The 10317-nt window shown below is 70.8% G+C and carries 11 protein-coding genes; 6 read left to right on the top strand and 5 right to left on the bottom strand.

Features of this window, described 5'->3' with window-relative positions; genetic code table 11:
* Positions 1-43: 43 nt before the first annotated feature.
* Positions 44-958 carry a LysR family transcriptional regulator gene (locus E1218_RS32750; protein ID WP_132326922.1) on the bottom strand — a complete coding sequence of 305 codons (915 nt, stop codon included), beginning with the start codon at positions 956-958 and terminating at the stop codon, positions 44-46.
* Between the two features lie 78 nt (positions 959-1036).
* Here E1218_RS32750 and E1218_RS32745 point away from each other — a divergent pair, with 78 nt between their 5' ends.
* Together E1218_RS32745 and E1218_RS32740 are read left to right on the top strand one after the other, a co-directional pair.
* Entirely contained in the window at positions 1037-1948 is a 912-nt protein-coding gene (locus E1218_RS32745) for a DMT family transporter (protein WP_132326921.1), read from the top strand.
* Entirely contained in the window at positions 1945-3006 is a 1062-nt protein-coding gene (locus tag E1218_RS32740) for an alpha/beta hydrolase family protein (protein WP_233712626.1), read from the top strand. The genes E1218_RS32745 and E1218_RS32740 overlap by 4 nt, the downstream gene beginning before the upstream one ends.
* A 138-nt stretch (positions 3007-3144) precedes the next feature.
* On the opposite strand, the gene E1218_RS32735 is transcribed toward E1218_RS32740, so the two are convergent.
* Positions 3145-3828 carry a hypothetical protein gene (locus E1218_RS32735; RefSeq protein WP_132326920.1) on the bottom strand — a complete coding sequence of 228 codons (684 nt, stop codon included), beginning with the start codon at positions 3826-3828 and terminating at the stop codon, positions 3145-3147.
* A complete protein-coding gene (locus tag E1218_RS32730; RefSeq protein WP_233712625.1) occupies positions 3825-4229 on the bottom strand; it encodes a hypothetical protein in 405 nt (134 codons plus the stop codon). Before E1218_RS32730 ends, E1218_RS32735 begins: the two co-directional genes overlap by 4 nt.
* A gap of 144 nt (positions 4230-4373) precedes the next feature.
* On the opposite strand from E1218_RS32730, the gene E1218_RS32725 reads away from it, so the two are divergent.
* Together E1218_RS32725 and E1218_RS32720 are read left to right on the top strand one after the other, a co-directional pair.
* Positions 4374-6374, top strand: a complete 2001-nt coding sequence (locus tag E1218_RS32725) for a sensor histidine kinase (RefSeq protein ID WP_132326919.1) — start codon at positions 4374-4376, stop codon at positions 6372-6374.
* Positions 6371-7054 (top strand): response regulator transcription factor, encoded by a 684-nt coding sequence (locus E1218_RS32720; RefSeq protein ID WP_132326918.1) that lies wholly within the window; start codon positions 6371-6373, stop codon positions 7052-7054. The genes E1218_RS32725 and E1218_RS32720 overlap by 4 nt, the downstream gene beginning before the upstream one ends.
* Here the strand turns inward: E1218_RS32720 and E1218_RS32715 are convergent.
* Positions 7051-8046, bottom strand: a complete 996-nt coding sequence (locus tag E1218_RS32715) for a helix-turn-helix transcriptional regulator (RefSeq protein ID WP_132326917.1) — start codon at positions 8044-8046, stop codon at positions 7051-7053. The genes E1218_RS32720 and E1218_RS32715 overlap by 4 nt on opposite strands.
* Before the next feature lie 54 nt (positions 8047-8100).
* Between E1218_RS32715 and E1218_RS32710 the strand changes: the two genes are divergently transcribed.
* Together E1218_RS32710 and E1218_RS32705 are read left to right on the top strand one after the other, a co-directional pair.
* Entirely contained in the window at positions 8101-9231 is a 1131-nt protein-coding gene (locus tag E1218_RS32710; protein WP_132326916.1) for an epoxide hydrolase family protein, read from the top strand.
* Between the two features lie 389 nt (positions 9232-9620).
* On the top strand, positions 9621-9884 hold the full coding sequence (locus E1218_RS32705) for an SDR family NAD(P)-dependent oxidoreductase (RefSeq protein WP_233712624.1): 264 nt from the start codon (positions 9621-9623) through the stop codon (positions 9882-9884).
* Positions 9885-10018: 134 nt separating this feature from the next.
* On the opposite strand, the gene E1218_RS32700 is transcribed toward E1218_RS32705, so the two are convergent.
* On the bottom strand, positions 10019-10317 hold a 299-nt coding region (locus E1218_RS32700; protein ID WP_233712623.1), incomplete at its 5' end, for an effector-associated constant component EACC1.

The raw sequence follows: 10317 nt of genomic DNA, 5'->3' as shown, positions 1-10317 counted from the left end.
TCCCGACCCTCCCCCCTCGGAGCCGGATCCGTCAATGGTCTGGCTACTCGTCGCGAGGGCTTTCGGCGGCGGCGGCGCGCAACGCGGCGGCCGCCGCCGCGACGGCCGGGGTTCGGCTGCGCCGGGTGAGGAGGAAGATCTCGCGGCCGACGTCGCCTTCGGCCGGTAGGCGGACGGCGACGCCGGGGGCGCCGTACCCGAGGACGAGGTCGGGGAGCAGCGCGCCGGCGCCGGTCGTGCGGACCAGTTCCAGCAGGATCAGGAAGTCGTCGGAGCTGTAGCGCAGGTCGGGTTCGAAGCCGCCGAGCTCCCGGCACACGCGGACGTGCATCTCGCGGTGCCCGGTGCCTGGCTGACAGGCAGCCCAAGGTACGCCGGCCAGCCGGGCGATCGGCACGCGGTCGGCACCAGCCTCGGGATGGTCGGCGGACAGGACGACGCGGATGCGTTCGCGCAGCAGCCGCTCGCGCTGCAGGTCGGCGTGCACGGCTCGCGGCTGTCCGTCGTACTCGTCGCCGACCACCACGTCCAGCTGCTGCAAGCGAAGCGCCGGCGCGGCCTGCTCCACCTCGACCTCGGCGGCCTCGATCCGGATGTCCGGGTGGCTCTCGGCCAGCGCCCGTACCGCCGGGGCCACGATGTGCAGGAACGCGGACTGGAACGCCGCGACCCGTACCACCCCGGCCGCCCGTCCGGCGGCGATGGTGGCCAGCTCGGCCTCCGCCGCCTCCACGCCCGCCAGCAGGTCCGCCGCGTGCCGCACCAGGACCTGTCCGGCTGGGGTCAACCGGACATTCCGGCCGATTCTCTCGAGCAACGGCGTCCCGGCTTCCCGCTCGAGCACCGCGAGCTGTTGTGAGACCGCGCTCGGCGTGTACCCGAGCGCCCGCGCGGCGCCGTGCACCGTGCCACGACCGTGCACCTCACGCAGCAACCGCAGTCGATGGAGGTCCAGCATTTGTTCAGCATAGCTACACATTGCTGTCCAAGAACCCGAGATGGACCTGAACAGTTGAGGACCGCGACCATCGATGCCGTGGGACGCCTCTTCTGCTTACTTTCCGCCGCTGGATTCGGGGCGATGGCCGTGTTCGGCAAACTGGCCTACGACGCGGGTGTGTCGGTCGATGCGCTGTTGCTGGTTCGCTTCGGGCTCGCCGGTGGCGTGCTGATCGTGATCGCGCTGGCTCGTGGCGCACTCCGCCGACTGCCCCGCCGCGCCGTACTGGCCGGGCTCGGCATGGGAGTGTTCGGCTACGCCGCCCAGGCGGGGCTCTACTTCTCCGCGCTGGCCAGGATCGACGCGTCGATGGTTGCGCTGATTCTCTACCTCTACCCGGTCCTGGTGATGGTCGGTGCGATCGCACTCGGACGGGAGCGGGCGTCGCGCCGGCGGATGTGGGCGCTGGGCATCGCGCTGGCCGGTATCGCGCTGGTGCTCAGCGGTGCGATGAGCGGGCGCTTCGACTGGCCAGGCGCGCTGCTGGCGCTGGGGGCCGCGCTGACGTACACCGGCTACATCCTGGTCGGTGACCGCGTGACCGCCGACGTCCCGCCGCTCGCGCTGACCGCGCTCGTGTGCGTCGGGGCCTTCGGCACGTTCCTGGTCTTCGGATCCCTCCGCGGCGGCACCGACCTCGGCTTCGCTCCGGCCGGCTGGCTGTGGCTGGCCGCGCTGGCGCTCGTCAGCACGGTCGGCGCGATCCTGCTGTTCTTCGCCGGCATGGCACGGGTCGGCCCGTCGGTCGCCTCGATCCTGTCCATCCTCGAGCCGGTGGTCACGGTGGCCGCCGCGGCGGCGGTGTTCGGCGAGACGCTCAGCGTGACCCAGTGGCTCGGCGGCTCGCTGGTGCTGGCCGCCGTACTGGTCGTGCAATGGCCGCGGCGCCAATCGTTGTCTGGACTTTCGCCGGTATCGGCAGAGACGGCGGCAGACTTGAGGGTATGAACCGGCGGATGACGTGGGCGGGAGTCGTTGCGCTCGCGATGACGGCTGCGGTCGCCTGTACCTCCGAGGACGACGCGGCACCCCCTGCGTCCACTCCGGGCGTGACCTCCTCAACTCCCAGCACGTCATCCGCTCCTCCGAGTACGCCGGCCCCGCCGACACCGACGCCGACCCCGTCGGCCAAGCCGACCGTCGCGCCGCACCCGGTCTCACTGCAGGCGATGATGACCAAGAAGTACGACGGCCGGAACCTCCGCCTCGGCCGGATCCTCGCCCGCAACTCCGCCTACACCCGGTACTACGTCACCTACTCGAGCGGCTCGCTGACGATCTCCGGCATCATGAACGTCCCGCGCACCCCCGGCCGGCACCCCGCGCTCGTCCTCAACCACGGCTACATCGACCCGGCCGTCTACACCAACGGCCGCGGCCTGATGCGCGAGCAGGACTACCTCGCCCGCCGCGGGTACGTCGTCCTGCACACCGACTACCGCGGTCACGCGCAGTCGACCGACGACCCGCGCAGCGACCTCAACCTGCGGCTCGGCTACACCGAGGACGCGATCAACGCCGTCCTCGCGCTGCGCACGTCCCCGGTCGTCGACCCGAACCGGATCGGCATGCTCGGCCGGTCGATGGGCGGCGGCGTCACCTACAACGCCCTGGTCGCCCAACCCGGGCTGATCAAGGCCGCGGTGGTCTTCGCGCCGGTCAGTTCCGATGCCGCCGACAACTTCAACCGCTGGCAACGCAACGACCGCCCGATCGCGTCGAGCATCCTCCGTGCGTACGGCGAGCCCGCGCGCAACCCGGCGTTCTGGCGCAACGTGTCGGCGATCAACTTCTTCGACCGGGTCACCGAGCCCGTGCTGATCCACCACGGCGAGTCCGACTCGACCTGCCCGATCGCGTGGTCCCGCGAGGCCGTCGCCGCCCTGAAGGCCGCCGACAAGGACGCCACCCTCTACACCTACCCCGGCGAAGAACACGCCTTCGGCCCCGCCTGGCCCACCTCGATGGCCCGAACCGTCACCTTCCTCGAACAACACGGCCTCTAGCCGACGTCCTGACCTCGGCGTCCGCGGCTCGAGGCTCCGCCGCGACCGATCGGTCCCGAACCCGGCCGGCTCCGTCATCGCACTCCCTTCGGTGCGATCGGGCGTAGCGCCGGACGAACCCGGGACCGAGCCTTCCGCTCAGGTCGACGGTTCCCAGTCGTCGCGCATCCGGAGGACCACCCACCCCACCGCGGCGAAGCCGGCTGCCTGCAGACCCCAGCCGATGAGGTCCAGCGTGTGACTGACCACCACGACCGCGGCCACGAAGTGGATCGGCTGCGAGACTGCGGTCGCGACCGCGGCCCAGCGCGGCACGAGCTGCGAGCGCCACATCGCGATGCCGAGCAGGATCGTCCCGATCACGTGCCCCGCGACGAACACGAGAGCCGCGGCGGCGATCGACCCGTGCGTGGCCTCCGCGGCCCGAGTGATCGCCTCAGGATCCAGCCCGGCCATCCCGGCCGACCAGATGAAGCTGTCGCCGGACGTCGTCCACGGAAGCGCCAGATATCCAGGTACCACGAGCAGCAATGCGACCGCGGTCAGCCAGGGAGCGCGCCGCCGGGTCACCCGCCCGACGAAGTACGCGCCGGGCACCAGCGTCAGGATCCCGACGAACCCGAGCCACAGCACGAGCGAGCCGCGATCGAGATTGTCGACAATCTTGTGGGTGATGGTCGCCGGATCGTCCGTGGTGTCGTACGGCAGCAGGTATCGCAGCAGCGCGATCGCGGCCGGCCCGACCGGCAGCACGATCGCCGCGAACCACCGCGACACCGGTCGTACGTCGGCCCCCGTCGGACGCGTCAGCGTCTGAGTCATCGCACACCTCCCTGAACGGTGTGAGCCGCCGAACTCCGCTCGGCCGGCTCGCGCGCCGGCAGCAGGACCGCCACGACTCCGAAGATCGTCGCCGCCACCGCCGCACCTGCGGCCGCGACGGCGGCCGTCGGTACGCCGGAGACGAAGAACGCCGGCACCGCCAGCAGCGCCGACGCGAGCCGCAACGTGACGAGCGGCGCCAACGGCCACCGCTTCCCCCGCCAGGCGTACCCGATCAGCACCAGGCTGACGAGACCGGCCACGGCCGCACCGATGGCGATCTCCATCGGCGGGTGCGCGCCGTCGGTCAGCACCGGCGTCGACAGATCGACGACCGACATCAGGCCGAGGACGATCAGACCGGCCTTGTTCTTACCGGACAAGTTGCTCTTGCTGGACATGTTTTCCCCTCTCCGCGCAGCACTGTCCGGCAACCGGGCGGGCTGACACCTGGGGGCGCGCTCCCCGGCGGCCAGGCAATCCCCCGACCGGCCCGGGAACGCGTTCCCGAGACGCCGGGACACTGCCGGGCGCACACTTCCCGTATGAAGGCCCCACAGCGACCCGCCCGACGCGGGCCGGCCGGCGGCCTCGGCGGGTTCGTGCTCGCCGAGGTGGTCGCCGCGCTCGTCCTCGGCGCGGTCATGGGGTGGAGCTGGCAGATCCTGGTCGAGTCGTTCGTGCTGACGAACGCGCTGATGGGGCTGACCTTCGGGCTGTGTGGCGCGGTGATCGCCTGGCACCGGCCGGCCAACCCGATCGGTTGGCTGTTCATCGCCGACGGCATCGGGCACGCGACGACCGCGGTGACCACGCCGATCGGTCAGCTGCTCGCCGACGGGGACGCACCGATGGTCGCCCAGCGCCTGGTCGCCACCGTCTCGATGGCAGCCTGGCCGTGGTCCATCGGGCTCTTCCTCCCGCTCGCCCTTCTGCTGTTCCCGACCGGCCGACTGCTCTCGCCACGCTGGCGCTGGGCGGCGATCGGCATCGTCGTCACCTCGCCGCTGTTCGTCCTGGAGATGACCGGTGAGGGCAGTGCGCCCGGCCAGAACGTCCCGCCCGGCTACCTGAGCATCTCGTCGTACGACGAGCTCGCGCCATTGTGGACGATCACCGAGCTGCGCAACCTCGTCGCGCTGCTGCTGGCCATCACCTGCCTGACGATCAGGTATCGCCGGGCCGACGAGATGGGCCGCCGCCAACTCCTCTGGTTGCTGCTGGCATCCGTCATCGCGTTCCTGTTCGTGACCCCGTGGTCGTTCATCGCCGGGACGCCGATCCTGGTCCTGCTGGCGATCCCGCTGATCCCCGTGGCCGTCGCGGTCGCGATCGTGCGCTACCAACTCCTCGACATCAGGCTCGTCGTCTCGCGGGCGCTGACCTGGGCCCTGCTGTCGCTGGTTGCCATCGGCGCCTATGCGGCACTGGCCGCGATCCTGGGGTCGCTGATCTCGTCCCAGGTCGGACGGTCCGCGGCGATCACGGTCCTGGTCGCGTTGATCATCGCGCCGATCCTGCCGCGGCTGCAGCGACTCGTCGATCGCGCCCTGTACGGCGACCGCGGAGATCCGGCCCGGGTAGCGTCCCGCGTCGGTGCACAACTGTCGGCCGGTCACGGACCGGAGGGACCTGGTGGCGGCCTCCCCGGCGTCGTCGCCGCCATCCGGTCTGCGCTCCGCTTTCCGTACGTCGCGCTGATTGTCGACAACACGATTGTCGCCGCGGACGGTACGCCGCCGGCGCGCGTCGTACCGCTGACGCTCGAGTACGGCGGGAGCGCGGTCGGCTCGCTGGACATCGGCCTGCGATCCGGCGAGTCCGGGTTGTCGTCGGCCGACCGCGGTGTGATCGGGCTGGTCGCCGTACCGCTGGCCGTCGCTGTGCACGCGACCCGCTTGTCCAGCGAGGTGCAGTCGTCCCGCGAGAAGCTGGTCTCGGCGCGCGAGGAGGAGCGCCGCCGGCTGCGCCGCGATCTGCACGACGGTCTCGGCCCGACGCTGACCGGTGTGGCGTTCACCGCCGACGCGGCCGCGAACGTCGTGGACACCGACAGCGACCAGGCCCGCGACCTGCTCAGCACGTTGCGCAGTGACACCCGGATGGCGATCGCCGACGTACGGCGGCTGGTCGACGATCTGCGGCCGCCGGCGCTCGACGAACTCGGCCTGGTCGGGGCCCTCCGTCAGCGCGCGGATCAGTTGTCGTTCCGCGCCGACGGCGCGTCGGTCCAGGTCGAGGTGTCGGCGGACGGGCTGCCGGCGTTGCCCGCGGCGCTCGAGGTGGCGGCGTACCGGATCGCGACCGAGGCGCTGACGAACATCGTCAGACACTCGCACGCCACCAGCGCCGTACTGGCGTTGCGGTGTGGCGACGACCTGGAGGTCGAGGTGACGGACGACGGACCGCCGAACGGCGAGTGGCGGCCGGGCGTCGGCCTGCACGCGATGCGGGAGCGGGCCGCGGAGCTAGGCGGCCGGTTCGAGGCGGGACCGTCGCCGAGCGGAGGCGTCGTCCGGGCGACTTTCCCGTTGGAGGGCAGATGATCCGGGACGGTGCCTCGCCGGCAGCAGGGTCGATCCGCGTCGTACTGGCCGACGACCACCCCGTCGTGCGGGCCGGACTGTCGGCGCTGCTCACCTCGTTGCCGGGCATCGAGGTCGTCGGGGTCGCCGCGACCGGGCGGGAGGCGGTCCGTGAGGTGATCACGTCGCGCCCGGACGTCGCCGTACTCGATCTGCAGATGCCCGACCTCGACGGGTTCGCCGCGACCCGTGAGCTGGCCCGGTCCGCGCCCGAGGTCGCCGTCCTGGTGCTGACGATGTTCGAGGACGACGACTCGGTCTTCGCCGCGATGCGGGCCGGCGCGCGCGGCTACCTGGTGAAGGGCGCCGAGCAGGACGAGATCGCCCGGGCCATCCGGGCCGTCGCCGCCGGCGAGGCGATCTTCGGCCCCGGCGTCGCCCGCCGCGTCCTGAGCTTCTTCTCCGCACCACCGCCGGCAGCGGACCCGTTCCCGGAACTCACCCCGCGGGAGCGCGAGATCCTCGACCTGCTCGCCGCCGGCCTGTCCAACGCCGCCATCGCCAACCGCCTCGACCTCGCCGCCAAGACGGTTGCCAACAACGTCTCGGCGATCTTCACGAAACTCGGCATCGCCGACCGCGCCACCGCCATCATCCAGGCCCGCAACGCCGGCCTGGGCACCGAGAAGCCACGACACTAGGTGATCGCGCGCAGGTAGCGGTTGCCGATGGTGTCGAGGTGCCGGACCAGCTCGGGTGGGCCGTCGACGTGGAAGTCGAGGCCGAGCATGCCGATGTAGACGGCGACGATCTCGAGGGAGTCGGCACCGGTGACGAGCACGCTGGTGTTGTCGTCGACGGACTCGACCACGCCGACGGCGGCGTGGATCCGCGCCAGCACCTCCTGCGCCGGGGCGAACACGGTGATCCGGGCGTGCACCTTCCACCCCGTCGTCGCGACGTCCCGCAGGACGAAGTCCGTGTAGTCGTCGTCCGGCATCGGCCGCGGCCGGTACCGGCGACCTGTTGCCATTCGCAACGACATCCAGTCGACCCGGTAGGTGCGCCAGGCACCGGACTCGTCCCGCGCGACCAGGTACCAGTACCGCTGCCAGCTCACCAGCCGGTACGGCTCGACCAGGAGCGGCAGGTCCGACGCGGTCCCCGAGCCCGGCCCACGCACGGGCACGTCGGTCGGGATCTCGTAGTCGAACCGGAGGTAGTGCTCGTCGCGGATGCACGCCGCGACCGCCGTCAGTACGGCGGGATCGATCTCCGGATCCTTGACGTTGGAGCCGGTGTTGTCCGGCCCCTTCTCCATTGTGCTGTGGATCGCGTTCACCTGCCGGCGGAGCCGGTGCGGCAGCACCTGCTCCAGCTTCGTCAACGCCCGCGCACTGCTCTCCGCCATCCCGGCCACGCCGGCTCCGGTCCGCAGGCCGACAGCGACCGCGACGGCTTCCTCGTCGTCCAGGAGCAGCGGCGGCAGCTTGGCGCCGACACCGAGTTGATAGTGCCCGGCCGGCCCGCGGGTCGCGTCGACCGGGTAGCCGAGCTCGCGCAACCGGTCGATGTCGTTGCGGATCGTCCGCGTGCTGACCTCCAGCCGCTCGGCCAGCTCCGCACCGGTCCACGCGGGGCGAGTCTGCAGCAACGCCAGCAGGCTCAGCAGACGCGACGAAGTCTCCAGCAAAGCCGCCTCCTAAATAGGAATCTAATGTTCCTATACGGATTCTACGGTGAAGCCATGAGCACAAACGAGAGCATCCGGCCCTTCACCGTCGACATCGCCCAGGCCGACCTGGACGACCTGCGCGCCCGCCTCGCGCGGACGCGGCTGCCCGAGCCGGCTCCCGGCGACGACTGGGACTACGGCACCCCGAACCACTACCTCCGCGAGATGGTCGACCACTGGCAGAACGGTTTCGACTGGCGCGAGCAGGAAGCGCGGATGAACGCGTTTCCGCACTACCTGACGGACATCGACGGCCAGACCGTCCACTTCATCCACGTGCCGTCGAAGGTCGAGAACGCCACCCCGCTGCTGCTGATCCACTCCTACCCCGGCTCGTTCGTCGACTTCCTCGACATGATCGGCCCGCTCACCGACCCGGTGGCGTACGGCGGTTCCGCCGAGGACGCGTTCTCGGTCGTCGTACCGTCCATCCCCGGCTTCGGCTTCAGCACGCCGCTGAACGACCGCGGCTGGACGATGGCGAGGGTGGCCCGGACCTTCGACACGCTGATGCGCCGCCTCGGCTACCCCTCGTACGGCAGCCATGGCTCGGACGCCGGCGCGATGGTCTCGCGGGAGCTCGGCCTGCTGAACCCCGAAGGCTTCCTCGGGCTGCACGTGCTGCAGCTGTTCTCGTTCCCGTCCGGCGATCCGTCCGAGTTCGAGAAGTTCACACCGGCCGACTACGCGGCGCTCGAGCACCTGCAATGGTTCCAGTCGGTCGGTGGGTACAACCAGATCAACGGCACCCGTCCGCAGACCGTTGCCGTCGGCATCTCCGACTCGCCGGTCGGGCAGCTCGCCTGGAACGAGCTGTTCAACAGTTTCGGCAACGGCACCAGCCTGGTCACCCGCGACCAGATCCTGACCGAGGTCTCGCTGTACTGGTTCACCAACACCTCCGCCGCGGCCGGCCGCTACCACTACGAAGAGGCCCACTCCAGCGCCGAACCCACCCAGAATCACGCCCGCACCGGGGTCGCCGTGTTCGCCGACGACTTCAAGACGATCCGGCCGCTGGCCGAGCGGGACAACACCGACATCGTCCACTGGTCGACGTTCGACAAGGGCGGTCACTACGCCTCCCTCGAGCGCCCCGACGAACTGACCGCCGACCTCCGCAAGTTCTTCCGCTCCCTCTGACCAGCCCACCCCAGTGCGGCCCACACCTTCACCGGTGCTCGGGCCGCACCGGCGCATGCTTCGCCGTCGGAACCCCGGTGGCCCGCCATGTCATCAGCCGCCGAATGGCACCGGCCGGGCATGTCTGTTGTCGCGATCACCCGAGCCAGTGCAGGAATCAGGCGGGCGTCCGCGCGACCGTTCGCCGAGCGTGGGTACGACGTGGGCCTCATCGCCCGTGGACCGGACGGACTCGCGGGCGCCGTGGCCGACGTCGAACGAGCCGGCTCACGGGTAGCGCCGTACAGGTCGACGTGAGCGACGCCGACTCGGTGGACCGACGAGTACAAACGGGTGACCGAGGTGACGTACCTCGGCTTCGTCAGCGGGACGCGGCGGCGTTGCACCGGATGGTTCCGCGCGACCGCGGGGTGATCGTCCAGGTCGGGTCGGCGCCGGCGTATCGCGGGATCCCGCTGCAGTCGGCGTACTGCGGCGCCAAGCAGGCGATCCAGGGATTCACCGACTCGCTGCGCTGCGAGTTGCTGCGCGATCGGAGCGGCGTACGGCTGGTCGAGGTCCAGATGCCGGCGGTGAACACACCCACGGCTCCTTCGACGACACGGCGTCGTCGTCCAGCCGTCGGCTGCGGCTCACTGTGTCCGGCCCGGTGACCGGCAGGACACGGCCTCGCCCGGCTGACCCAACTCAAGGAACGGCTTCGCAGGCGGTCACCGCGGCCCATCGGGAAGACACCCCGGTGCCCGGCGAGCTCTCCTCGGCCTGTCGCCGCCGTTATCGCGGCGGGCTAGCCGTGCTTGGTCAGAAATGCCTCGAGTGCCTGCGCGTCGAACGACGGCTTGTCCACCTCGATCGACTCGTCCCCCAACGTCAACCGCACCGTCCCCGGCCCACGCCGGCGGCAGATCCACCCCTTCAACACGTCGACCAACGCCGGCACCACCCCCTCCGCCCCACTGAGCGCGACCGCCATCTCCGGCCGATCCCCCACCCCCGCCTGCGTCATGAACTCCTGCTCAGCCAACTCCCGCCGAACCTCCGGCGGGAGTTGGCTGAGCAGGAGTTCATGACGCAGGCGGGGGTGGG

Source organism: Kribbella turkmenica, assembly GCF_004348725.1.
In the GTDB taxonomy this organism is placed as follows: Bacteria; Actinomycetota; Actinomycetes; order Propionibacteriales; family Kribbellaceae; genus Kribbella; species Kribbella turkmenica.
The sequence above is the reverse complement of the archived record's forward strand: the minus strand, read 5'-3'. Positions and strand labels throughout refer to the sequence as shown.

Bases quoted from the DNA above. Each gene is read 5' to 3' on its own strand.
- E1218_RS32705 (WP_233712624.1), top strand. From the start codon at position 9,621: ATGGTTCCGCGCGACCGCGGGGTGATCGTCCAGGTCGGGTCGGCGCCG.
- E1218_RS32740 (WP_233712626.1), top strand. From the start codon at position 1,945: ATGAACCGGCGGATGACGTGGGCGGGAGTCGTTGCGCTCGCGATGACG.
- E1218_RS32710 (WP_132326916.1), top strand. From the start codon at position 8,101: ATGAGCACAAACGAGAGCATCCGGCCCTTCACCGTCGACATCGCCCAG.
- E1218_RS32735 (WP_132326920.1), bottom strand. From the start codon at position 3,828: ATGACTCAGACGCTGACGCGTCCGACGGGGGCCGACGTACGACCGGTG.
- E1218_RS32720 (WP_132326918.1), top strand. From the start codon at position 6,371: ATGATCCGGGACGGTGCCTCGCCGGCAGCAGGGTCGATCCGCGTCGTA.
- E1218_RS32725 (WP_132326919.1), top strand. From the start codon at position 4,374: ATGAAGGCCCCACAGCGACCCGCCCGACGCGGGCCGGCCGGCGGCCTC.
- E1218_RS32730 (WP_233712625.1), bottom strand. From the start codon at position 4,229: ATGTCCAGCAAGAGCAACTTGTCCGGTAAGAACAAGGCCGGTCTGATC.
- E1218_RS32750 (WP_132326922.1), bottom strand. From the start codon at position 958: ATGCTGGACCTCCATCGACTGCGGTTGCTGCGTGAGGTGCACGGTCGT.